Origin of the sequence: Buttiauxella sp. A111 (assembly GCF_014189855.1) — a bacterium.
Taxonomy (GTDB): domain Bacteria; phylum Pseudomonadota; class Gammaproteobacteria; order Enterobacterales; family Enterobacteriaceae; genus Buttiauxella; species Buttiauxella selenatireducens.
This window is the reverse complement of sequence record NZ_BJFN01000005.1, coordinates 356,068-381,026: the sequence shown is the minus strand read 5'-3', so window position 1 is coordinate 381,026 and position 24,959 is coordinate 356,068. Positions and strand designations below refer to the sequence as shown.

Below are 24,959 nucleotides of genomic sequence, written 5' to 3'. Positions count from 1 at the left end.
AGCCAGCAACAGAACTGTCCGATTCATCACCTGTCGGGCGCTGTGGCTGGCATTTTTGCCCTCCGATCCGTATAACTATGCCTTGAAATTTCTACCTGGACAGATGACAAACCCATGATGAATGATTCACTCTGCCGCATTATCGCCAGCGAGCTAAAAGCCAAAAATGAACAGGTTGATGCCGCCGTTCGCCTGCTGGATGAAGGGAATACCGTGCCGTTTATTGCACGTTATCGTAAGGAAGTCACCGGCGGGCTGGACGACACTCAACTGCGTCAGCTGGAGACTCGTCTGGGCTATCTGCGCGAACTCGAAGATCGCCGCCAGACCATCCTCAAATCCATTACCGAACAAGGTAAATTGAGTGACGAACTCGCCGCGGCCATCAATGGCACGCTGAGTAAAACCGAGCTCGAAGACCTCTATTTACCGTATAAGCAAAAACGTCGTACACGCGGGCAAATTGCGATTGAAGCCGGTCTTGAGCCACTGGCCGAATTGCTTTGGAACGAGCCGTCACACACACCAGAAGAAGAAGCCGCCCGTTTCGTTGATGCCGACAAAGGTGTTGCTGATACCAAAGCCGCCCTTGATGGCGCACGCTATATTCTGATGGAGCGCTTTGCCGAAGATGCGGCGCTGCTGGCAAAAGTGCGTAATTATCTGTGGAAGAACGCGCATCTGGTTGCCAATGTGGTGAGCGGTAAAGAAGAGGAAGGCGCGAAATTCCGCGACTACTTCGACCATCACGAACCGATTGCCACCGTTCCCTCCCACCGCGCGCTCGCCATGTTCCGTGGCCGCAACGAAGGTATTTTACAGCTCGCGCTGAATGCCGATCCGCAACACGACGAGCCACCGCGTGAAAGCTATTGCGAACAGCTGATTATCGACCATCTTGGTTTACGTCTGAATAATGCCCCGGCCGATGCCTGGCGCCGTGCAGTAGTGAGCTGGACCTGGCGTATCAAAGTGCTGATGCACCTTGAAACTGAGCTGATGGGTACCGTACGCGAACGCGCCGAAGACGAAGCAATCAACGTTTTCGCCCGCAACCTGCACGACTTATTGATGGCGGCGCCGGCTGGTCTGCGTGCGACTATGGGCCTCGATCCAGGTCTGCGTACCGGCGTGAAAGTGGCGGTTGTGGATTCAACCGGCAAACTGGTCGCCTTCGACACCATCTACCCGCACACCGGGCAGGCAGCGAAAGCCGCCGTCGTCGTTGCAGCACTGTGTGAGAAATACAACGTCGAGTTGGTTGCCATCGGCAACGGCACGGCATCGCGTGAAACCGAACGTTTCTTCCTCGATGTGCAAGAACAATTCCCGAAAGTCACCGCGCAAAAAGTGATTGTCAGTGAAGCGGGTGCTTCCGTCTATTCCGCATCGGAACTGGCGGCGCTGGAGTTCCCTGACTTAGACGTGTCGATTCGTGGCGCGGTTTCTATTGCCCGTCGCCTGCAAGATCCGCTGGCAGAGTTAGTGAAAATCGACCCGAAATCTATCGGTGTCGGCCAGTATCAGCACGATGTTAGCCAGTCGCAGTTGGCGAAGAAGCTGGATGCGGTCGTCGAAGACTGCGTAAACGCCGTGGGCGTGGATCTGAATACCGCGTCAGTACCATTGTTAACCCGCGTGGCAGGATTAACGCGCATGATGGCGCAGAACATCGTCAACTGGCGTGATGAAAATGGCCGTTTCCAGAACCGCCAACAGTTGCTTAAAGTCAGCCGTTTAGGGCCGAAAGCCTTCGAGCAGTGTGCGGGCTTCCTGCGCATAAACCATGGTGATAACCCGCTGGATGCTTCAACGGTTCACCCGGAAGCGTATCCGGTTGTCGAGCGCATCCTGGCCGCGACCGAACAAGCGTTGCAGGACTTGATGGGTAACGGTGAGGCGCTGCGCGGCCTGAGCGCCCGTGAATTTACCGACGAACGTTTCGGTGTGCCAACGGTTACCGACATCATCAAAGAGCTGGAAAAACCAGGCCGAGATCCTCGTCCTGAGTTCAAAACCGCGAAGTTTGCTGATGGCGTAGAAACCATGAACGACCTGACGCCTGGCATGGTGCTGGAAGGCGCAGTCACTAACGTGACCAATTTTGGCGCGTTTGTAGATATTGGCGTTCATCAGGATGGTTTAGTTCATATCTCCTCGCTTTCAGACAAATTCATCGATGACCCACACAAAGTGGTGAAAGCCGGCGATATCGTCAAAGTGAAAGTGATGGAAGTGGATCTGGCGCGTAAGCGTATTGCGCTCACGATGCGTCTTGATGAGCAACCTGGCGAGTCCAACCGCCGTGGTAGTGCACCGCGTGAACAAAACGAGCGCCGTCCGGCACAACAGCAGAAACCTCGTGGGCGTGATAACGCCGCAAGTAGTAGCGGTAACTCTGCGATGAGTGACGCGCTGGCCGCGGCATTAGGCAAGAAACGCTAATATACGTTGTTAATTCCGCTCTCTCCTCTTAACCCGGAGAGAGCGGAAAAAGTCTGATTTAATAATTTGCGGCAGATCAATTTTCACCGCGATATAAAACAGCACTAATATTTATCAAATGCGTAACACTTGAAATATCCAGACAACATTAACAGAGATAAAATAATAATTTTATCAATTCAAAATAAACACAACTCATTGTTATTATTAATTTTTATATAAAAACAGCCTTTCAAAACCCTCCCATAAAATAAACTTCTGTTTCCTGTGAAATAAGCCACACCCTCTTATTCATCACAAAAATATTTATTGAAGACAGAAACCATTCTCATTATCATTGGTTTGTTCGTTAATTCTCCTCCATCCAAAGAAAATTCTTGTTAGCGTTTCTCGTTAGCGCAATTAAAGAGCCCAGCTCTAAGTAGGTCCTATGCGATTCTTGCCAAGTAGCTCGTGGAAAATTATCGGCTTTGCCAACGAAATCAGCCCTTCATATCGCCAGAAATTATTATCACTCGGTATGTTGCCAGGCTCGTCCTTTAACGTTGTACGTGTCGCGCCTTTAGGCGATCCCATTCATATCGAAACGCGTCGCGTCAGTTTGGTATTGCGCAAAAAAGATCTCGAACTGCTGCACGTTGAAGCCATTGCCTGACTGGCGGGGTGAGCGCTCGCGCTCGTTGCTATTTTCTTTAAGTTCACGAATAAAATGAAAAAATTAACTATCGGCTTAATCGGTAACCCTAACTCCGGGAAAACCACGTTATTCAACCAGCTCACAGGCTCACGCCAACGAGTGGGTAACTGGGCGGGCGTTACTGTTGAACGTAAAGAAGGTCAGTTTTCAACGCTTGCGCATCAAGTCACGCTGGTCGACTTGCCGGGCACCTACTCGCTGACCACCATCTCATCGCAGACATCGCTCGATGAACAAATCGCCTGCCACTACATTCTGAGCGGCGAAGCAGACTTGCTGATAAACGTGGTCGATGCGTCGAACCTCGAGCGCAATCTGTATTTAACGCTGCAACTTCTCGAGCTGGGTATTCCATGCGTGGTCGCGCTCAACATGCTCGACATTGCCGAGAAGCAAAACATTCGTATTGATATCGATGCGCTTGCAGCACGCCTTGGTTGCCCGGTGGTTCCATTAGTATCGACTCGTGGCCGTGGCATGGAAGGTCTGAAGCTGGCAATTGACCGCCGTCAGCCTAATGCACATACCGACTTAGTCCTTTACCCACCGAAATTACTTGAAAACGCCCGGACACTGGCAGCAGAAATGCCAGAGGATATGCCTGCGCAGCAACGCCAATGGCTGGCCCTGCAAATGCTTGAAGGCGATATCTATAGCCGTGAATATGCCGGTCAAGCCGCTGATAAGCTGGATGCCATTCGCACCCAACTGACTGAAGAAAATGAAGATCCGGCACTCCTGATTGCTGATGCGCGTTATCAAACCATCGCCGCCATCTGCGATTCCATCAGCAACAGTCTGACCGCCGAACCGCATCGCCTCACCGCGATGATGGATAAAATTATCCTGAACCGCTTCCTCGGCTTGCCTGTCTTCCTGCTCGTGATGTATCTGATGTTCTTGCTGGCGATTAACATCGGCGGCGCGTTGCAGCCGATTTTCGACGGTGGTTCTGCGGCTATCTTTATCCACGGCATTCAGTGGATAGGCGCAACATTGCACTTCCCAGGTTGGCTGACAATTTTCCTCGCGCAGGGTATCGGTGGCGGTATTAACACCGTGCTGCCGTTGGTGCCGCAAATCGGCATGATGTATCTGTTCCTCTCCTTCCTTGAGGACTCCGGTTACATGGCGCGCGCGGCATTTGTTATGGACCGCCTGATGCAGTCGCTCGGCTTACCGGGCAAATCCTTCGTTCCGTTGATTGTCGGCTTCGGCTGTAACGTCCCTTCGGTAATGGGTGCGCGTACGCTGGACGCACCACGTGAACGCCTGATGACCATCATGATGGCGCCGTTTATGTCATGCGGTGCTCGTCTGGCTATTTTTGCGGTGTTTGCTGCGGCCTTCTTCGGTCAGCAGGGGGCGTTGGTCGTCTTCTCGCTCTACATTCTTGGCATTGTGATGGCGATTCTTACCGGTCTGATGCTCAAACACACCATCATGCGCGGTGAAGCCACGCCGTTTGTCATGGAACTGCCGGTGTATCACGTCCCTCACCTGAAAAGCTTGTTGCTGCAAACCTGGCAACGCCTGAAAGGCTTCGTGCTGCGTGCCGGTAAAGTGATCGTCATCGTCAGTATTTTCATCGGTGCGCTGAATAGCTTCTCGTTTAGCGGCAAAGAAGTGGACAACATTAACGACTCTGCTCTGGCGTCGGTTAGCCGCGTACTCACCCCGCTGTTGAAGCCGATTGGCGTGCATGAAGACAACTGGCAAGCGACCGTTGGCCTGTTCACTGGGGCAATGGCGAAAGAGGTGGTGGTTGGCACACTCAACACCCTCTACACCGCAGAAGATATGCATGAAGAACCGTTTGATGCCGCCAGTTTCAGCCTGACAGATGAGTTAGGTGCCGCCGCCGGAGAAACCTGGCAGAGTCTGAAAGACACCTTTAGCCTGAGCGTGCTGGCCAACCCAATCGAAGCCAGTAAAGGCGACGGCGAAATGGCAAGCGGAGCAATGGGCGTCATGAGCAGCAAATTTGGCAGCGCAGCAGCGGCTTACAGCTACCTGATTTTCGTTCTGCTCTACATCCCATGTATTTCCGTGATGGGCGCAGTGGCACGTGAATCGAGCCGTGGTTGGATGATGTTCTCCGTACTTTGGGGGCTGAATATTGCTTACTCGCTTTCCACGCTTTACTACCAGACCGTGACGTTTAGTGCACATCCGCAATACAGCCTGGTCTGTATTCTCGCGGTGGTATTGTTCAATGTGCTGTTGATAGGTGGTTTGCGCCGGGCGCGTAGCCGTGTGGATGTTAGCCTGATGACGACGCGTAAAACTGTCGAAGCTGCGTGCTGCAAAAGCACCACGGGCGATTGTCACTAAGAGCCATCTCAGTAGGCGTGATTGATGCAGTGAGTTTTGACTCGGACTGCGCGGAAAAACCGGAACGTACACGAAGTACGTGAGGATTTTGAGCACAGCCCAGGGCAAAACTCACAAATAAAATAGCCTAATGAGATAGGCTCTAAGGGGATATCATGGCGAGTTTAATTGAGATTCGTGATGCACTGGCGCTGCAAGGCCGTCTGGATGCGACGCAAATTAGCCAACAGCTCTCCACACCGTTGCCGCTGGTTAACGCGATGCTGAGTCGTCTTGAAGCGATGGGCAAAGCCATGCGCATCACCGAAGACCCAAACGACTGCCTGACGGGAAGCTGTAAAAGCTGTCCGGAAGGTAAAAAATGTATTCGCGAAGTCTGGGCGCTACGGGCCTAAAATGAATGAGAAAGGGCCGGATGTGAATCCTGCCCATTTTATTTAATCTTCAAGACGCTTTTGAAAATCTTCCAGCACCTGGCAAACATCCTGCGGGTGCGAAATAAACGGCGCATGGGCGGCTTTAGGGAAAACCACCGCTTCACTTTGCGGCCAAAGCTCTTCCAACAAGCCCGCGACTTTACGCGGCACCAGCCCATCAAGATGTCCATACAAGCGTAAAAACGGCAGTGTTAGCTGGCCGAGCGGCTGGCGTAAATCCGCCGTTTTCAGGATCTCCAGGCCACCGTTTAGCACCTCAACACTTGGCATTGGCTGCTCGAGAACCACAGCTTTCAGGCGGCGAGCATCCTGGCGAGCGGTTTCTGTACCCAGCGTTTGTAACGCCAAAAAACGCTCCACGGTACGCTGAAAATCTTCACTCAATTGCTGTTGGAAACCCGCCAGAATTTCAGGTTTGATGCCCGGCCAGTCACCATGAGCAGTGAAGCAAGGCGAGGACGCAATGGTCACCAGTCCTCTCACGCGTTGCGGATGAGTTAACGCAATCTGGCTTGCCACCAGCCCACCCAAACTCCAGCCCAGCCAAATTGCCCGTTCCGGCGCGTGTGCCAATACCGTCTCGGCCATTTCCTCGAGTGTCAGCGCACCAAAATCCTGGCTGCGACCGTAACCGGGTAAGTCGACAAGATGAAGGCGAAAATGCGAGCTTAATTCCTCGCAAATGCAATGCCACACTTCCGCGTTCAATCCCCATCCGTGCAGCAGCACAAGATCGTCTTTTCCTTCACCTTTTGTCTGCCACCAAAGCTTACTCATCAGTTACTGTTCTCATTTTGTTCAGCAAGGAGGCGAATATGCTAACAATCCCAGGGCTATGTTGGCTATGCCAGATGCCACTTGCTTGTGCGCATTGGGGAATTTGCTCGCGTTGTACTCAGGCATTACCCACGCCACCGCCCTGCTGTCCATGCTGCGGGCTGCCCTGCGCCAATACGCACTTGCCTTGCGGGCGTTGTGTGCAAAAGCCTCCAGAGTGGGATTCGATCGTGTTCGTCACGGATTACAGACCCCCGCTTAATCAGCTCGTCCAGCGATTCAAATTCAATGGCACCGTCGCATTGGCACCTGCTCTGGCGCGTTTAATCATGTTGCGTGGGCTTGAGGCAAAACGTACTCAAAGCGGGTGCAAACCTGATTGCATGGTCAGTGTTCCACTGCATTCACGCCGTGCCTGGCGTCGTGGCTTTAACCAAAGTGACCTACTGGCACACTCGCTGTCACGTTGGCTACAGTGTGACTATTTCCCAAAGGGGATCATTCGAATTCGGGCCGCGCAAACACAACATCAACTCACGGCCCGGCAGCGGCGCAACAATCTAAAAGGCGCTTTCAGGGTTGATTTTCCCGTGGCAGGCCGCCATATAATTATTGTGGATGATGTCGTCACGACGGGCAGTACGGTGGCGGAAATTGCGCGGTTGCTGAAAAAGCAGGGCGCGGCGACTATCCAGGTGTGGTGCCTTTGTCGAACCTTGTAGACCCTCGATGATGGGCGTATTATAACCGACTAAAATAGTCAACTATTGAGCAATCGTTATGATCCGTATTTCCGATACAGCACAATCCCACTTTGCCAAACTGTTGGCGGGTCAGGAAGAAGGGACGCAAATTCGCGTATTCGTCATTAATCCTGGTACTCCAAATGCGGAGTGCGGGGTTTCTTACTGTCCGCCGGATGCGGTAGAAGCATCAGATACTGCCCTTAAATTCGAGCAGTTAACCGCGTATGTGGATGAGTTAAGCGCACCTTATCTTGAAGATGCCGAAATTGATTTCGTTACCGACCAACTCGGTTCACAACTGACGCTGAAAGCGCCAAACGCCAAAATGCGTAAGGTTTCTGATGATGCGCCGTTAATGGAACGCGTTGAGTACATGCTGCAAGCCACGGTAAACCCACAGCTGGCTGGCCACGGCGGTCGTGTCACGCTGATGGAAATTACCGATGAAGGTTTTGCGATTCTGCAATTCGGCGGCGGCTGTAACGGCTGTTCAATGGTAGACGTGACCCTGAAAGAAGGCATCGAAAAACAACTGCTGGCAGAGTTCCCTGAACTGAAAGGTGTTCGTGATTTGACCGAGCACCAACGTGGCGAGCACTCTTACTACTGATTTATTTTGCCCTCACCCTAACCCTCTCCCACAGGGAGAGGGGACTGACCGGTTTTCCACTACACATGGATACTGGTTTTCCCCCTCTCCTTTGGGAGAGGGTCGGGGTGAGGGGAATCAGAACTACTTCTTCTTGCGCCGCTTATCTAAATCCTTCAGCAACTTATTCACTTCGTCATCTGCGAACATCTCCTCAAGCGAGGTCGATAACTTGCGCCGCCAGTTTTTATACTGATAGCTAGTCCCCGGAATGTTCACAGGTTCCGCGATACCTAACCAATCCTCCGGTTGCAAACCCAACAGAGCGCTATTGCTATCAGCAATGTAGCGTTGCATCCCGCGATTTAGCGTGGCCGTCATCGCCATCAACGAGGCTTTATGGCCTGCGCGTTTTGGCAGACAGCCATATTCATGCAGACTATCCAACAAACCTTGTTTGGCACGCTCGCGATCCTGATACAACTCAGTCAGCATCTCTTCATCAGGATACAGACCAAGGGTTTTACCCAACGTCAGATCGCCGCTTTCCCAGTAACCGCGCAGCGTCGGCAAATCGTGAGTGGTGGCAACCGCCATGGATTGTTTCGGCCACGCTTTCGGCGCGCGGAACTGTTTTTCCTGATCGTGCTCGAAATAGAGCACTTTGTAGGAGTAAACCCCGCTGTCACGCAGCTTGCCGACAATCTCAACCGGCACCGTACCGAGATCCTCACCGATAACCATGCAGTGATGGCGTTTACTTTCCAGCGCCAGTATCGACAGCAGATCGTCCACCGGATAATGCACGTATGCGCCTTTGTCTGCGGTTTCGCCATAAGGTATCCACCACAAACGCAGCATCGACATAACGTGGTCAATACGCAGCGCACCACAGCTGGTCATATTGGAACGCAACAGTTCAATAAACGGTTGATACGCACGCGCGGTAATCACATGCGGGTCCATCGGTGGCAAACCCCAATTCTGGCCGAGCGGGCCAAGAATATCCGGCGGCGCACCCACGGAAGCTTTCAGGCAGTAAAGTTCGCGGTCACACCAGGTTTCCGATCCCCCTTCCGCCACGCCAACTGCTAAATCGCGATACAAGCCAATCGGCATTTTAAAGCTTTGGCTCGTTTGCCAGCACATCTCGAACTGGGCGTAAGCAAGGTATTGCAACCACAGATAGAAATTCACTTCATCACTGTGTTCGGTGCAGAACGCTTTGACTTCCGGGTTATGTGCGTCGCGGAAACCTTCCGGCCACACCGGCCAGCCCCAGCGCATTTGATCTTCTTTCACCTGATAAGCGTGCAGTGCGTCGAACGCCGCCTGGTAGTAGAGACTATCGCCGCCTTCTTGCACAAATTTCTGGAAAGCAACGACGTGCTCGTCCCGCGCGCCACGTAAAGAAAACTGCTTCCACGCCATGCGCAACGCAGCCATTTTCAGCACGGTAACGGTGGAATAATCGACCCACTGCGCATCTCGCGCCGCTTGCAACGTTGCCTGGGTGGTCGGCATTTTCCACCACGTCTGCGCTTCATCGCTAAGCAAGAAATCGTCAACCGCGTTCACATCGATATAAATCACGTTCAACCAACGACGTGATGACGGGCTATACGGGCTGGCACTTTCTGGATTCGCAGGATACAGCGCATGAATCGGATTCAGGCCGATAAACGAGCCACCCCGTTTTGCCACATCCACCAGCATGCGTTGTAAATCACCGAAATCCCCAATACCCCAGTTATGCGTCGACCGTATGGTGTAAAGCTGAACACACGCTCCCCACAGTTTTTCATCCCGCATCAACGCGGCAGGTTCATAACAACGCTTTGGCGCGACAATCACGCGGCATTGCCAGTTGTGCTCATTCTGGCTGACTGTGAGGTCGTGATAGCCTTCCGGCAATGTTGCAGGCAACAGCATCTTTTTGCCTGCCTGTGCATGCCCTTTATGCTGCTTGCCCTCTTCGGTGGTCAGATGCCAGGTGTATTCACCGTTTCCTTCCAATACCGTCGCCATGCGAGTGCCAGAAGTAAACACCAGCACATTCGCCACTGGTGTTACTGCCACCTTTTTCAAGGTGACAGTACGGTTCATGGCTTCCAGCAAACGCTGCTTGGTATCCGCAGGAATCGCCTGCGGTTTGCCATGGGCGTTAATGTAGTTTGGGCTAATTCCCGCCTCCAGGGCGGCGTTATCAAGACGTTTGCTGTCCATGCTTTCCCTTAGCGTTTTGCCTGCCAGATACGTTGTTGATAATCACGGATAGAACGATCGGAGCTGAACATACCGCAACGAGCCGTATTCAGAATGGCGGCGCGCGTCCAGGCTTCCTGGTCGAGATACAGTGCATCTGCAAGTTTTTGCGCTTCCGCATACGCCGTGAAATCGGCCATCACTAAATACGGATCGCCGCCTTGTTTGCCGATGCTGTGCAGCATCTGGTCGAAGGCATGTTTATCGCCATCGCTATAAACCCCTTTTTCCAGCTCTTTAAGTACGGCATCCAGCACTTTGTCTTTCTTACGCCATTTCACTGGGTCATAGCCTTTGGCTTTGAGCGCTTTCACTTCTTCCACGGTATGGCCGAAGATAAAGATGTTTTGCTCACCGACTTTCTCAGCGATTTCGACGTTCGCCCCATCCAGCGTACCGACCGTCAGGGCTCCGTTGAGCGCCAGTTTCATGTTACCGGTGCCGGAGGCCTCTTTACCTGCGGTAGAGATTTGCTCGGAAATATCAGCCGCCGGAATCATCACCTCTGCCGCAGAGACACAGTAATCCGGCAGGAATACCACTTTCAGCTGATCGCCAACGACCGGATCGTTGTTGATGGCATGCGCGACTTTGTTAATCGCAAAGATGATATTTTTTGCCAGGTAGTAGCCCGGAGCCGCTTTCGCACCGAACAGATACACACGCGGCACGCGGGAAGCGGTCGGGTTTTCACGGATTTCTTTGTACTGCGCCAAAATGTGCAGCAGGTTCAAGTGCTGGCGTTTGTACTCATGCAGGCGCTTGATCTGTACGTCAAACAACGCATCCGGGCTGATAACAATACCCGTGCGGTGTTTAACAAAGGCAGCCAGCTTCACTTTGTTTTGATATTTGATGTCGCGGTATTCCTTACGGAATTTCGCATCATCAGCATATTTTTCCAGACCTTCGAGCACGTCCAGATTGTTTGCCCACTCTTTCTTGAGCTTTTTATCGAGCAGTGCCGCAAGTGCCGGGTTGCACTGTTTGATCCAGCGACGTGGGGTAATACCGTTGGTTACGTTATGGAATTTGTTCGGCCACAGTTGGTGATATTCCGGGAACAGATCTTTGACCACCAGATCGGAGTGCAGCGCTGCCACACCGTTTACCGCAAAACCACTGACCACACACATGTTCGCCATGCGAACTTGCTTGTTGTGAACCACAGCCAGTTTTGCCCACACGGCTTCGTCGCCAGGCCAGGTTTTGTCCACCAGCTTCTTAAAGCGGGCATTAATTTCATTGATGATCTGCATATGGCGCGGCAGCAACGCTTTCACCAGTTTCTCGTCCCAGCACTCCAGCGCTTCAGGCATCAGTGTGTGGTTGGTATACGCGAAGGTTTTACTGGTAATGGCCCAGGCGTCATCCCAGCTCATCTGGTGCTCGTCGATAAGCACACGTAACAGCTCAGGAATGGCGATAGTCGGATGGGTATCGTTCAGCTGAATGACTTCGTAATCCGCCAGTTCTTTATGCTTACGGCCCGCCAAATGGTGACGACGTAAGATATCGCCCACCGAACACGCGCACTGGAAATACTGCTGCATCAGGCGCAGTTTCTTGCCGTTCAGGTGGTTGTCGTTCGGGTAAAGCACTTTAGTCAGTTTTTCAGCGTCGATGCCCTGCTGTTCTGCTTTCAGGAAATCGCCGTCGTTGAATTTAGTTAAATCAAATGGATGAGCGTGTTTTGCCTGCCATAAACGGAGCGGTTGCGCGATGCCGTTACGGTAGCCGACAACCGGCAAATCCCAGGCTTCGCCGTGGAACACAAACGCAGGCTCCCAGCGAAGAGTCTTGCCATCTTTCACGACTTTGCCGCCGACACCCACTTGCACGTCGAGTGCTGAATTGTGCTGGAACCACGGATAGCTGCCGCGATGCCAGTCGTCAGGGGCTTCCATCTGCTGCCCATCTTTAAAGGACTGGCGGAACAAACCGTACTGGTAATTCAGGCCGTATCCAATCGCTGACTGTCCGACGGTAGCCATGGAATCCAGGAAGCACGCAGCAAGACGCCCCAACCCGCCATTACCCAATGCTGGATCGGTCTCCGCTTCCAGCAAATCGGTCAGGTTGATATCGAACGTTTTCAGTTCATCAGCGACGTCCTGATACCAACCGAGGTTCAGCAAATTGTTACCCGTCAGACGACCAATCAAAAACTCCATTGAGATGTAGTTTACGTGGCGCTGATTTTTTTCAGGTTTAGCCGCAGGTTGAGCTGCCAGCAATTCAGCAAGCGCGCCACTGACAGCATGCCACCATTGGTGCGGGTTCATTTCGGAAGCTGAATGCAACCCATAACGCTGCCACTGACGTGTCAGTGCAGCCTGAAATTGTGCTTTATTGAAGGTCGTCTGTGACATAAGGGCTCGGTCCTGTGATGTTCTAATTTCATTACCCGCTAGTGTGCAGGGTGACCAGGGCTAATTCCTCCTCCTGAGTCGGATTAGGGAGGGAGGAGTAGTGGGGAGTAGCTAAAAATGTGATCGCCACCACTTAAAATGAGGCGCGGCTATCACAAACGCCCACCAGCACTGAGTTTTCACATCGGCAGCTGACATTTCATGAATGAATTCATCTAATCCATAGATTTGTGACCAGGAGCAACTTACCACGTCTCAAACCCTCAACAATCTTGCAATAACCCGCAAACTGGTCGACTTTGTAGTAAGTATTAATTACGAAGCGTAAAAAAATTCACAATCGAACATATTTCTTACACAGTGAAGTGGTAGACCATGCTGATCCCCTCCAAATTAAGTCGTCCAGTACGTCTGGAAAATACAGTGGTCCGCGACCGTCTGTTGAAGAAGTTATCAACGGCCAATAATTATCGAGTTGCACTGGTAACCAGCCCGGCGGGTTATGGAAAAACGACTCTGGTTTCTCAGTGGGCGGCGGGGAAAAATGAGTTAGGTTGGTATTCCCTTGATGAGGGTGATAACCAACAAGAACGTTTTGCCAGCTATTTGATAGCGGCCATTCAGCAGGCGACTTCTGGCCATTGCGTGACCAGCGAAGTCATGGTGCAAAAACGCCAATACTCGAGCTTAACCGCGCTGTTTGCCCAACTGTTTATCGAAATGGTGGAATGGCATCGCCCCCTGTATTTGGTCATTGATGATTACCATCTCATTACCAACCCAGTGATTCATGAAGCGATGCGCTTTTTCATTCGCCATCAGCCAGAAAATCTGACGCTGCTTGTGATGTCGCGTAATTTGCCACAACTGGGTATCGCCAATTTACGCGTGCGCGACCAACTGCTGGAAATCGGCAGCCAACAACTCGCTTTTACACACCTTGAAGCGAAACAATTTTTCGACCACCGGCTCAATTCACCTCTCGAGAACACCGAGAGCAACAGCCTGTGTGATGATGTCGCCGGTTGGGCGACTGCGCTGCAACTCATCGCGCTTTCCGCACGCCAGAACAGTAACTCCTCAGCACAACACTCAGCACGCCGGCTTTCAGGCATCAACGCCAGCCATTTATCTGACTATCTGGCCGATGAAGTGCTGGATAATGTTGACGCACAAACGCGTAATTTCCTGCTGCGCAGCTCGATTCTACGGTCGATGAATGACGCGCTGATTGTCCGTGTCACCGGCGAAGAAAACGGCCAGATGCGCCTTGAAGAGACCGAACGCCAGGGGCTATTTATTCAGCGCATGGATGACAGCGGCGAATGGTTCCGTTTTCACCCGTTGTTTGGCAATTTCTTACGCCAACGTTGCCAGTGGGAACTGGCGACCGAACTCCCGGAAATCCATCGTGCGGCAGCGGAAAGCTGGATGGCGCAGGGTTTCCCAAGCGAAGCTATTCACCACGCGTTGGCTGCAGGCGACGCAACCCTGCTGCGCGATATCCTGCTCAATCACGCCTGGGCACTGTTTAATCACAGCGAATTAGCCCTGCTGGAAGAGTCATTAAAAGCATTGCCGTGGACCAGTTTGCTGGAAAATCCGAAGCTTGTATTACTGCAAGCCTGGCTGATGCAAAGCCAGCATCGCTACAGTGAAGTCAACACACTGCTGGCCCGTGCTGAGCAGGAAATGAATGTCGTAATGGACGATACCATGCACGGCGAATTCAATGCATTACGCGCTCAGGTTGCGATTAATGATGGTAACCCGGATGAGGCCGAACGGCTGGCAATGATCGCGCTCGATGTGCTGCCGCTGGCCAGTTTCTACAGCCGTATTGTCGCAACATCAGTGCATGGCGAAGTGCTGCACTGCAAAGGCGATCTCACCAAATCGCTTTCTGTGATGCAGCAAACTGAACAAATGGCGCGCCGCCATGACATGTGGCATTACGCACTATGGGGCTTATGCCAACAGAGCGAAATTTTATTGGCACAGGGTTTCCTCCAGTCAGCATGGGAAGCGCAACAGAAGGCCTTCACGCTGATTGAAGAGCAACACCTTGAGCAACTCCCGCTGCACGAATTTTTACTGCGTATTCGTGCGCAGTTGCTGTGGGCGTGGTCGCGGCTCGACGAAGCCGAAGCGACAACGCGCATGGGCCTGGAAGTGCTTTCCGGGTATCAGCCACAGCAGCAATTACAGTGCCTTGCGTTGTTAGTGCAATGTTCTCTGGCGCGCGGCGATCTGGATAACGCCCGTAATCATCTGAACCGTCTGGAAAACTTGCTAGGGAATGGTGCGTTCCATAGCGATTGGGTGTCCAACGCCGACAAAGTGCGTGTGATTTACTGGCAAATGACCGGTGATAAACAATCCGCCGCCAACTGGTTACGTCTGACTCCAAAACCCGAGTTTGCCAATAATCACTTCCTGCAAGGCCAATGGCGTAATATCGCGCGAGCGCAGATTTTGCTAAGCGACTTTGAGCCAGCCGAAATGGTGTTGGAGGAGTTAAATGAGAATGCCCGCAGCCTGCGCTTGATGAGCGATCTCAACCGCAATCTGTTACTGCTTAACCAACTTTACTGGCAGGCTGGCCGCAAGAGTGATGCGCAACGTGTATTGTTGGAAGCGCTGGCACTGGCCAACCGCACCGGATTTATCAGCCACTTTGTGATTGAGGGAGAAGCTATGGCGCAACAACTACGCCAGCTGATTCAACTCAACACGCTGCCGGAACTGGATCAGCATCGTGCGCAACGCATTTTGCGTGAGATTAACCAGCATCATCGCCACAAGTTCGCCCATTTCGATGAGAACTTTGTTAACCGTTTATTGACGCATCCTGAAGTGCCGGAGCTGATTCGCACCAGTCCGCTGACGCAACGCGAATGGCAAGTGCTGGGGCTTATCTATTCGGGCTACAGCAATGAGCAAATCGCGGGTGAGTTGGATGTTGCGGCCACCACGATTAAAACGCACATTCGAAATTTGTATCAGAAGTTGGGTGTGACGCACCGCCAGGATGCGGTGCTACACGCACAGAAATTGCTGAAAATGATGGGGTATGGCGTTTAAGACATCGCCCTCTCCCATTCGGGAAAGGGCAATATATTCAAGATGCTAACGATAACTTCGCTTTACCGACACGCTTTCCCAGCCATTGGGCGACACGCACTTGCTGTTCTTTCGTCAACCACATTCCTAATTTGGTACGACGCCAGATAGCATCATCCACACCACGAACCCACTCATGCTCAACCAGGTAGCGTAGCTCTGCTTCGTAAAACTCATGACCAAAGTCTTCGCCCAAATCACTGACGCTGGTCGCCCCCGCCAGAATCAAATCGCTGTTGCTGCCGTAAGTCCGTGAGAAACGACGCGCCAGGCTTTCGCTCAGGAAGGTGTAGCGGCGGCGCAATTGCGCGGCGTAATCATCGCGATCGCCCTGAATATCGCCACCTGGCAAGGTGCAGCCTTTAGTCCAGGCTGGCCCCATTTTCGGGTAGTAGCCTTTCAGCTTATCCAACGCATGTTCTGCCAGCTTGCGGTAAGTCGTGAGCTTGCCACCAAACACAGACAGCAGAGGAGCATTGCCCTGCTCATCATGAATATCGAGCGTGTAATCACGGGTGATAGCCTGCGGTGAATCGGACTCATCATCACAGAGCGGACGGACACCCGAGTAGGTCCAGACGATATCGTCACGGCTCAGCGTCTTTTTAAAGTGCGCGTTGTAGGCTTCCAGCAGGTATTTAATTTCATTCTCGTCAATGTGGACATCTTTCGGATCACCCTGATATTCCACATCGGTAGTACCAATAATTGAGAACTCATCCATCCACGGAATAACAAACACGATGCGCTTATCTTCGTTTTGCAGAATATAAGCCTGCTTCTGATTGTGTACGCGTGGCACCACAATGTGGCTGCCTTTGATCAGCCGGATGCCATATGGCGAAGGCAATTGCAGACCGTCGTCAAAAAAGTTTTTCACCCATGGTCCAGTAGCGTTCACAAGACCACGCGCACGCCAGCTGAATGTTTCACCGGTTACACTATCTTGCGCTTCGACAATCCATAAACCGTTTTCACGCCAGGCGCGCGTTGCGCGAGTGCGGGTTTTCACCTCGCCACCTTCACGCGTCACCATTTGCGCGTTCGCTAAGACCAGGCGCGCATCGTCAACCCAGCAGTCGGAATATTCGAAACCGCGCACAATAGACGATTTCAGAACGGAGTCTGCGCCAAAACGCAAACCGGTGGACGCAGGCAAACTGGTACGTTTACCGAGGTGGTCGTACATAAACAAACCGATACGAATCATCCACGCCGGACGCAAATGGGGGCGATGTGGCAGACGAAAACGCATCGGGAAAGCAATGTGGGGAGCCATGTTCAGCAACACTTCACGCTCGGCTAATGCTTCACTCACCAGGCGAAACTCGTAATGTTCAAGGTAGCGCAAGCCACCATGGATCAATTTCGAGCTGTTAGAAGACGTGGCACTCGCCAAATCCTGAGCTTCAAGCACCAACACGGATAAACCACGGCCTGCGGCGTCAGCGGCGATACCTGCCCCATTTATTCCTCCGCCAATCACAATCAGATCTTTAGTTTCCATGTCACCCTCACACGCTTTCGTTAAAGTTCAAATATGTTCGTTATCGCTCATACTAGCAAGTCTACGCGCGCTTTGTAACGAAAAAAAAACATTTCTGCGTGATATGGATAACATAATGACGTTAATATCAGCGGGCAGAGGGCTGATTCCCTTAATATGGCACAAGCCAATTGAATAAAGTGACGAGCAAATCCATGGAAACTTTTGAGTGTATTGGTGTGGAAGAAGCGCACCAGAAGTTGCAGCAAAAAATGGCAGTATTGGTTGATATCCGCGACCCGCAGAGCTTTGCGATGGGCCATACGCCTGGCGCATTCCACCTGACAAACGATCGTCTGGTGGCATTTATGCAGCAAACCGATTTTGACACGCCGGTGATGGTGATGTGCTATCACGGCAACAGCAGCAAAGGGGCTGCGCAGTATCTGCTGCAACAAGGCTACGACCATGTTTATAGCGTCGATGGCGGTTTTGACGCATGGCATCGCCATTTCCCTGCTGAAGTGGCACACGGCGCCTTTTAATGAGTCAGGAAATCACGGTGTTGCAGGTATAATGCTCTTTTTGCTTAGAGCGGGTTAAACCTTATGATCATGATTACCTCGTTTGCCAACCCGCGAGTCGCGCAGGCATTTGTCGACTATATGGCGACGCAGGGCGTTATCCTCGCGATTCAACAACACGAACAGAGTGATATCTGGCTGGCAAATGACAGCCAGGAATCCCGTGTACGTGCCGAGCTCGAACAGTTCCTTGCGAATCCTGGTGACCCACGTTATCTGGCAGCAAGCTGGAATACCGGCCACACCGATAGCGGCTTGCACTACCAGCGCTATCCTTTCCTCGCGACGATTCGGCAAAAAGCGGGCCCGTTTACGATGGTTATCATGGCGGCTTGCGTGCTGGTGTATTTAATGATGCAAGTTATCGGCGACCGGGCCGTTATGGTGTGGTTAGCCTGGCCGTATAAAGACAGCTTGCACTACGAGTTATGGCGCTATTTCAGCCACGCGTTAATGCACTTCTCGATTATGCATATCGCTTTCAACTTGTTGTGGTGGTGGTATCTCGGCGGCCCGTTAGAAAAACGCCTCGGCAGCGGAAAACTAATCACCCTGACGCTGGTTTCTGCCCTGCTGAGCGGCTTCGTGCAGGCAAAATTCGGTGGCCCACTTTTCGGTGGTTTATCGGGCGTGGTTTACGCATTAATGGGTTATGTCTGGTTGCGTGGAGAACGTGACCCGGACAGTGGCATCTATATGCAGCGCGGTCTTTTAGCCTTTGCGGTTCTCTGGATTGTGATAGGATTTTTCGATGTCTTAGGAATGTCGATCGCCAACGCCGCTCACATTACCGGCCTGGTTGTTGGTCTTGCAATGGCGCTGGTTGATACTTTGCATGCGCGAAAACGAACATAGCATTTCAGGAGAATAAAACAGCGTGAAGCAAACACAACGTCATGATGCGATTGTCGAACTGGTTAAAAAACAGGGTTATGTCAGCACCGAAGAGTTAGTCGAAGAGTTTGCTGTTAGCCCACAAACGATTCGCCGTGATCTGAACGATCTGGCCGACCAGAACCTGATCATGCGCCATCACGGTGGTGCTGCATTACCGTCAAGTTCCGTGAATACACCATGGCACGATCGTAAAGCCACGCAGACTGCGGAAAAAGAGCGCATCGCGCAGAAAGTTGCCAGTCAGATCCCGAACGGTGCCACGCTGTTTATTGATATCGGCACCACACCGGAAGCGGTGGCTCATGCTCTGCTCAATCACAGTAATTTGCGTGTCGTGACCAACAACCTGAACGTGGCGAACACACTCAAGGTGAAAGAGGATTTCCGCATTATTCTGGCGGGTGGCGAATTACGCAGCCGCGACGGTGGAATTATCGGAGAGGCGACACTCGATTTTATCTCTCAGTTCAGACTGGATTTCGGTATCCTGGGGATCAGCGGCATCGACGGCGACGGCTCGTTACTGGAGTTTGATTACCACGAAGTACGCACCAAACGCGCGATTATTGAAAACTCACGCTGTGTGATGCTGGTTGTCGATCACTCTAAATTTGGCCGCAATGCGATGGTGAATCTGGGCAGCATTGCTCTGGTGGATGCGGTCTATACCGATATCATTCCGCCAGCAGGTGTGATGCAGGTGATTGCAGAGAATAATGTGCAGCTAGAGTTGTGCTAAAACCCCCCTCACCCCGGCCCTCTCCCTGAGGGAGAGGGGGGAAAACCTGTCCAGTTCCTTCTCTTGACGGTGATGGAGAAAACCATACAGTTCCCTCTCCTGACGGTGATGGAGAAAACCATACAGTTCCCTCTCCTTCAAGGAGAGGGTTAGGGTGAGGATGGTTTCAGAACTTACAACCTCACCGGCTTAATATGCCAAATCTCATCGGCGTATTCCTGAATCGTCCTGTCAGACGAGAAGTAACCCATATTGGCGATATTATGCATGGCGCGAATCGTCCACTCTTCTGGCTGGCGGTAAAGTTCGTCGACCTTATCCTGGCAGTCCACATAACTGCGATAATCTGCCAGCACCTGATAGTGGTCACCAAAGTTAATCAGTGAGTCCAGCAGGTCGCGATAACGTGTTGGCTCCCCAGGGCTGAACGTTCCGGTGCCAATTTGCGTCAGCACCTGGTGCAACTCCTCATCACTTTCATAATATTCCCGTGGCTTATAGCCTTTGCGCCGCAACGCTTCGACCTCGTCCGCCGTATTACCAAAGATGAAGATATTCTCTGCCCCAACGTGCTCCAGCATTTCAACGTTTGCCCCGTCCAGCGTACCGATGGTCAGCGCGCCGTTAAGGCCAAACTTCATGTTACTGGTGCCGGACGCTTCGGTTCCCGCTAACGAAATTTGCTCAGAAAGATCCGCCGCCGGGATAATGATCTGCGCAAGACTGACGCTGTAGTTCGGGATGAAGACCACTTTCAAACGATCTTTTACTACCGGATCGTTGTTGATCACCGCCGCCACATCATTGATGAGATGAATGATGTGTTTCGCCATGTAGTACGCCGACGCCGCTTTACCCGCGAAGATGTTCACACGCGGCACCCAATCGGCTGTCGGGTCGGCCTTAATGCGGTTATAGCGCGTAATCACATGCAGCACATTCATCAGTTGGCGTTTGTACTCGTGAATACGTTTGATCTGTACATCAAACAACGCATTCGGGTTCACCACCACATTCAGATGCTGGCCGATGTAGCTGGCCAGGCGCTTCTTGTTAGCCAGCTTCGCCTTACGCACATCCTGATTCACCGTAGGGTAATCGATGTGCTGCTTCAGTTCGTTTAACTGGCTGAGATCGGTACGCCAGGTGCGACCAATATTCTCATCCAGCACATCAGAAAGAGGTGGATTCGCCAGCGCCAGCCAGCGACGTGGAGTCACACCATTGGTTTTATTGCAAAAGCGCATCGGGAAGATAGCGGCAAAATCGGCAAACAACGACTGCACCATCAGGTTGGAGTGCAACTCCGAAACGCCGTTTACTTTATGACTGGCCACAACCGCAAGCCACGCCATTCGGACTTTGCGACCGTTGGATTCATCAATAATCGAAGTGCGCCCCAGCAAAGCGGTATCGTTCGGATACTGCTCCTGCAAGGTCTTGAGGAAATAGTCGTTAATCTCAAAGATTATCTGCAAATGACGCGGCAGAATTTTACCCAGCATATCCACAGGCCAGGTTTCCAGCGCTTCGCTCATCAGCGTGTGGTTGGTATACGAAAAGACCTGGCAGGTCACTTCGAAGGCGTCTTCCCAACTGAATTTATGCTCGTCGATTAACAGGTGCATCAGCTCAGGAATCGCTAACACTGGGTGCGTATCATTGAGGTGGATGGCGATTTTATCCGCCAGATTGTCATAGGTTTTATGCAGCTGATAATGGCGGCTAAGAATGTCCTGTACGGTCGAGGACACCAGGAAATACTCCTGACGCAAACGTAGCTCTCGGCCTGAATAGGTCGAGTCATCCGGATACAGTACCCGTGATACGTTTTCTGAATGGTTCTTATCTTCTACCGCCGCGAAATAATCGCCCTGGTTAAATTTACCCAGGTTAATTTCGCTACTCGCCTGGGCATTCCACAAGCGCAGTGTGTTAGTGGCATCGGTATCGTAACCTGGGATTATCTGGTCATACGCTACGGCCAAAATCTCTTCGGTTTCTACCCAACGGAATTTTTTAGCTTCCATTTGCACGCGCCCGCCAAAGCGAACTTTGTAGCGCGTATTGTGGCGCTTGAACTCCCACGGGTTACCGTACTCGAGCCAGTAATCCGGGGACTCTTTCTGACGGCCATCAACAATGTTTTGTTTAAACATGCCGTAGTCGTAACGAATGCCGTAACCACGACCCGGCAAACCGAGTGTCGCTAATGAATCGAGGAAACAGGCGGCGAGACGACCTAGCCCGCCATTGCCGAGGCCGGGGTCGTTCTCTTCGTCAATCAACTCTTCAAGATCCAGCCCCATCTCTTCCAGAGCGTTTTTGACATCTTCATAAATGCCTAATGAAAGCAGCGCGTTAGAGAGTGTGCGGCCAATCAAAAACTCCATCGACAGGTAATAAACCTGACGAACTTCCTGGGAAAGCTGAGCTCGGTTGGAGCGCAACCAGCGCTCAACCAGCCTGTCACGAACCGCAAATAATGTGGCGTTCAGCCATTCATGCTTGTTTGCTATGGCGGGGTCCTTCCCAACCGTGAACATCAGCTTATAGGCTATTGAGTGCTTTAAAGCCTCAATACTCAGCGTGGGTGATGCATAAGAAAAGGGTGCGTTCATATCAGTGATTCCTGGTGGATGGCTACAGCAAACGTTGGTACAGATCGCGGTAGGAATGCGCCGCCACCTGCCAGCTAAAATCCATGCCCATCGCCTGACGTTGCACAAATCTCCACAACGACGGGCGGGACCACAACACGAAGGCACGCCTAATCGCTCTTAGCAGCGACCAGGCATTACTGTCCTCGAACACAAATCCACTGGCGATACCGTCAGCCAGGTTTTCCAGCGAACTATCAGAAACCGTATCTGCAAGCCCGCCCGTGCGCCGCACCAGCGGCAAAGTGCCATACTTCAGGCCATACAATTGCGTTAGACCACACGGTTCAAAACGGCTTGGCACCAGTATCACATCAGCCCCGCCCATAATCCGGTGCGAGAACGCTTCGTGATAACCGATTTGAACGCCCACTTGCCCTGGATGCTCTGCAGCAGCCGCAAGGAAACCTTCTTGCATCACCGGGTCACCCGCCCCCAGTAACGCCAATTGCCCGCCTTGCTCGAGTAAACCCGGCAACGCCTCCAGCACTAAATCCAAACCTTTCTGGCTGGTTAAACGGCTTACCACCGCAAATAGCGGTGCTTTGTCGTTCACTTTCAGCCCCATTGCCACCTGCAACTGGCGTTTGTTCTCCGCCTTTTCTTCCAGAGTATCGCGGGTGTAGCGAGACGCCAGAAGTACGTCGTGCGCCGGGTCCCAAATTTTTTCGTCCACGCCATTGAGGATGCCGGACAACCGCCCCTCACGATGACGCTGACGTAAAAGCCCTTCCATGCCGTACGCAAATTGCGGTTCGGTTATCTCTCGAGCGTAGGTCGGGCTGACCGCCGTAATATGATCAGCATAATAAAGACCCGCTTTCAAGTACGAAATTTGACCATTAAACTCCAGGCCGTTCATATCGAAGAACGACCACGGCAGTTCAATTTCACTCATATGATGGGCGTAAAACATCCCCTGATAGGCCAGGTTATGCACGGTAAATACCGACTTTGCCGGACGCCCACGCGCTTCCATATAGGCTGGCACCAGGCCCGCATGCCAGTCATGTGCATGCACAATATCCGGATGCCAGAAGGGATCCAGGCCACATGCCATCTCGGCACCGACCCATCCTAAAAGGGCAAATCGGAGCACGTTGTCGACGTAAGCGAACTGATTGGTATCGTGATACGGGCTGCCTGGGCGGTCATATAAATGCGGAGCGTCAATGAGGTAAATCCCCACGCCGTTGAAGTGGCCATATAACAAAGTCATATGACCCGCGAAGGTGTCACGGTGTGCAACAACCTGCGCATCAACGATGCCACGACGGATGTCAGGGAAAGCGGGCAGCAAGACTCGCGTCTCAACGCCACCTGCGATTTGTGCTGCTGGTAGCGCACCAATCACATCCGCCAGGCCACCCGTTTTCAGCAGTGGAAAAATTTCAGAACATACATGTAAGACCTGCATTATCGCTCCCGTATGGAAAGTCGTGGCGCTCTATTTAATTAAAATTCAGGCACGCCAAACGATAAAAATACTACGCGCAGCACACGCCACGCGTGGGTCAATCCTGTTTAACCTGGCAACCTGGCTAGCATCTCTCGCGTCACCAAAACAATGCCTTCTTCTGAACGGTAGAAACGGCGTGCATCTTCTTCGGCGTTTTCCCCCACGACCATGCCCTCAGGAATGACGCAAGCGCGGTCAATAATGCAACGACGCAAGCGGCAAGAGCGGCCGACCTGAACATCAGGGAGTAATACTGACGAGTCAATGTTGCAAAACGAGTTGATGCGCACACGCGGGAAAAGCACCGACTGAACCACAACCGAACCCGAAATAATGCAGCCGCCAGACACCAAAGAGTTCAGCGTCATGCCGTGGCTGCCCGAGCGGTCCTGCACAAATTTAGCCGGAGGCAGGGGCTCCATGTGGGTTCGGATTGGCCATTCCTGGTCGTACATATCCAACTCTGGCGTCACCGAAGCCAGATCCAGGTTAGCTTTCCAGTAGGCTTCCAGTGTCCCCACATCACGCCAGTACGGCTCTGCATTTGGGTCAGACTGTACGCAAGAAAGTGGGAATGGATGGGCGAAGGCCGAACCGGATTTCATGACGAACGGAATGATATCTTTCCCGAAGTCATGGCTTGAGTTTTCGTCTTTGTCGTCGGCTTCCAGCAGTTCGTAGAGATAATCTGCATCGAAAACGTAGATCCCCATGCTGGCGAGCGCTTTGCTATCGTCACCTGGCATTGAAGGCGGATTAGCTGGTTTTTCAACGAATTCAATGATTTTCTCTTCGCTATCCACCGCCATCACACCAAATGCTGAGGCTTCATGCAGCGGCACAGGCATACATGCCACCGTACAGCGCGCGCCTTTTTCCACATGGTCAATCAACATGCGCGAGTAGTCTTGCTTGTAGATATGGTCACCCGCGAGGATCACCACATACTCCGCTTTGTAGCGACGGATAATATCGAGGTTTTGCGTGACGGCATCAGCCGTGCCGCGATACCAGTTTTCACCGTGTACGCGCTGCTGTGCCGGGAGCAAATCAACAAACTCGTTCATCTCTTCACTGAAGAAAGACCAGCCACGCTGAATATGTTGCACCAGCGTATGTGACTGATATTGGGTTATGACGCCGATGCGGCGGATACCCGAGTTAATGCAGTTCGACAATGCAAAATCGATAATACGAAACTTGCCACCAAAGTGGACGGCAGGTTTGGCGCGCGTTGAAGTTAAATCTTTCAATCGGGTACCTCGCCCACCAGCCAGAATCAGGGCGACAGCTTTATTTGGCAATTGTCTTGCCAGCATCAGAGGATCGTTCTTATCAAGCCTAACCAT

Annotated in this window: 17 protein-coding genes; 10 read left to right on the top strand and 7 right to left on the bottom strand. The window is 52.2% G+C overall.

Annotated features, from left to right (window positions below; all coding sequences use genetic code 11):
- Positions 1 to 114: 114 nt before the first annotated feature.
- The 4 genes from BSPA111_RS16830 (at position 115) to feoC (ending at position 5,871) form a co-directional block, all read left to right on the top strand.
- Positions 115 to 2,445 (top strand): Tex family protein, encoded by a 2,331-nt coding sequence (locus BSPA111_RS16830; protein ID WP_183272297.1) that lies wholly within the window; start codon positions 115 to 117, stop codon positions 2,443 to 2,445.
- A 430-nt stretch (positions 2,446 to 2,875) separates the two neighbouring features.
- On the top strand, positions 2,876 to 3,100 hold the full coding sequence (gene feoA / locus BSPA111_RS16825; protein WP_183272296.1) for a ferrous iron transporter A: 225 nt from the start codon (positions 2,876 to 2,878) through the stop codon (positions 3,098 to 3,100).
- Positions 3,101 to 3,154: 54 nt separating this feature from the next.
- Positions 3,155 to 5,476, top strand: a complete 2,322-nt coding sequence (feoB, locus tag BSPA111_RS16820) for a Fe(2+) transporter permease subunit FeoB (RefSeq protein ID WP_183272295.1) — start codon at positions 3,155 to 3,157, stop codon at positions 5,474 to 5,476.
- 155 nt (positions 5,477 to 5,631) lie between these two features.
- Entirely contained in the window at positions 5,632 to 5,871 is a 240-nt protein-coding gene (feoC, locus tag BSPA111_RS16815; RefSeq protein WP_183272294.1) for a [Fe-S]-dependent transcriptional repressor FeoC, read from the top strand.
- Between the two features lie 42 nt (positions 5,872 to 5,913).
- Here the strand turns inward: feoC and bioH are convergent, their stop codons facing one another.
- Complete coding sequence (gene bioH, locus BSPA111_RS16810; RefSeq protein WP_183272293.1) at positions 5,914 to 6,690, bottom strand: pimeloyl-ACP methyl ester esterase BioH; 777 nt, start codon at positions 6,688 to 6,690, stop codon at positions 5,914 to 5,916.
- 38 nt (positions 6,691 to 6,728) lie between these two features.
- Here bioH and gntX point away from each other — a divergent pair, with 38 nt between their 5' ends.
- Both gntX and nfuA read left to right on the top strand, forming a co-directional pair.
- Entirely contained in the window at positions 6,729 to 7,412 is a 684-nt protein-coding gene (gene gntX, locus BSPA111_RS16805) for a DNA utilization protein GntX (RefSeq protein WP_183272292.1), read from the top strand.
- A gap of 58 nt (positions 7,413 to 7,470) precedes the next feature.
- A complete protein-coding gene (nfuA, locus tag BSPA111_RS16800) occupies positions 7,471 to 8,046 on the top strand; it encodes a Fe-S biogenesis protein NfuA (RefSeq protein ID WP_034460317.1) in 576 nt (191 codons plus the stop codon).
- A gap of 123 nt (positions 8,047 to 8,169) precedes the next feature.
- Here nfuA and malQ read toward each other — a convergent pair whose 3' ends face one another.
- Together malQ and malP are read right to left on the bottom strand one after the other, a co-directional pair.
- A complete protein-coding gene (gene malQ / locus BSPA111_RS16795) occupies positions 8,170 to 10,251 on the bottom strand; it encodes a 4-alpha-glucanotransferase (protein ID WP_183272291.1) in 2,082 nt (693 codons plus the stop codon).
- Positions 10,252 to 10,259: 8 nt separating this feature from the next.
- Positions 10,260 to 12,662, bottom strand: a complete 2,403-nt coding sequence (gene malP / locus BSPA111_RS16790; protein WP_183272290.1) for a maltodextrin phosphorylase — start codon at positions 12,660 to 12,662, stop codon at positions 10,260 to 10,262.
- A 375-nt stretch (positions 12,663 to 13,037) separates the two neighbouring features.
- On the opposite strand from malP, the gene malT reads away from it, so the two are divergent.
- On the top strand, positions 13,038 to 15,746 hold the full coding sequence (gene malT / locus BSPA111_RS16785; protein WP_183272289.1) for an HTH-type transcriptional regulator MalT: 2,709 nt from the start codon (positions 13,038 to 13,040) through the stop codon (positions 15,744 to 15,746).
- A 37-nt stretch (positions 15,747 to 15,783) separates the two neighbouring features.
- On the opposite strand, the gene glpD is transcribed toward malT, so the two are convergent.
- Positions 15,784 to 17,292, bottom strand: a complete 1,509-nt coding sequence (glpD, locus tag BSPA111_RS16780) for a glycerol-3-phosphate dehydrogenase (protein WP_183272288.1) — start codon at positions 17,290 to 17,292, stop codon at positions 15,784 to 15,786.
- A gap of 194 nt (positions 17,293 to 17,486) precedes the next feature.
- Here glpD and glpE point away from each other — a divergent pair, with 194 nt between their 5' ends.
- From glpE to BSPA111_RS16765, 3 genes are all read left to right on the top strand, one after another.
- Positions 17,487 to 17,816, top strand: coding sequence for a thiosulfate sulfurtransferase GlpE (gene glpE, locus BSPA111_RS16775; protein WP_183272287.1), 330 nt, complete (start codon positions 17,487 to 17,489; stop codon positions 17,814 to 17,816).
- A gap of 63 nt (positions 17,817 to 17,879) precedes the next feature.
- On the top strand, positions 17,880 to 18,710 hold the full coding sequence (gene glpG, locus BSPA111_RS16770) for a rhomboid family intramembrane serine protease GlpG (RefSeq protein WP_183272286.1): 831 nt from the start codon (positions 17,880 to 17,882) through the stop codon (positions 18,708 to 18,710).
- Positions 18,711 to 18,732: 22 nt separating this feature from the next.
- Positions 18,733 to 19,491 carry a DeoR/GlpR family transcriptional regulator gene (locus BSPA111_RS16765; protein WP_183272285.1) on the top strand — a complete coding sequence of 253 codons (759 nt, stop codon included), beginning with the start codon at positions 18,733 to 18,735 and terminating at the stop codon, positions 19,489 to 19,491.
- 173 nt (positions 19,492 to 19,664) lie between these two features.
- On the opposite strand, the gene glgP is transcribed toward BSPA111_RS16765, so the two are convergent.
- From glgP to glgC, 3 genes are all read right to left on the bottom strand, one after another.
- Positions 19,665 to 22,112, bottom strand: a complete 2,448-nt coding sequence (gene glgP / locus BSPA111_RS16760) for a glycogen phosphorylase (RefSeq protein WP_183272284.1) — start codon at positions 22,110 to 22,112, stop codon at positions 19,665 to 19,667.
- Positions 22,113 to 22,134: 22 nt separating this feature from the next.
- Positions 22,135 to 23,568 (bottom strand): glycogen synthase GlgA, encoded by a 1,434-nt coding sequence (gene glgA / locus BSPA111_RS16755; RefSeq protein ID WP_183272283.1) that lies wholly within the window; start codon positions 23,566 to 23,568, stop codon positions 22,135 to 22,137.
- A gap of 107 nt (positions 23,569 to 23,675) precedes the next feature.
- Entirely contained in the window at positions 23,676 to 24,959 is a 1,284-nt protein-coding gene (gene glgC / locus BSPA111_RS16750) for a glucose-1-phosphate adenylyltransferase (RefSeq protein ID WP_183272282.1), read from the bottom strand.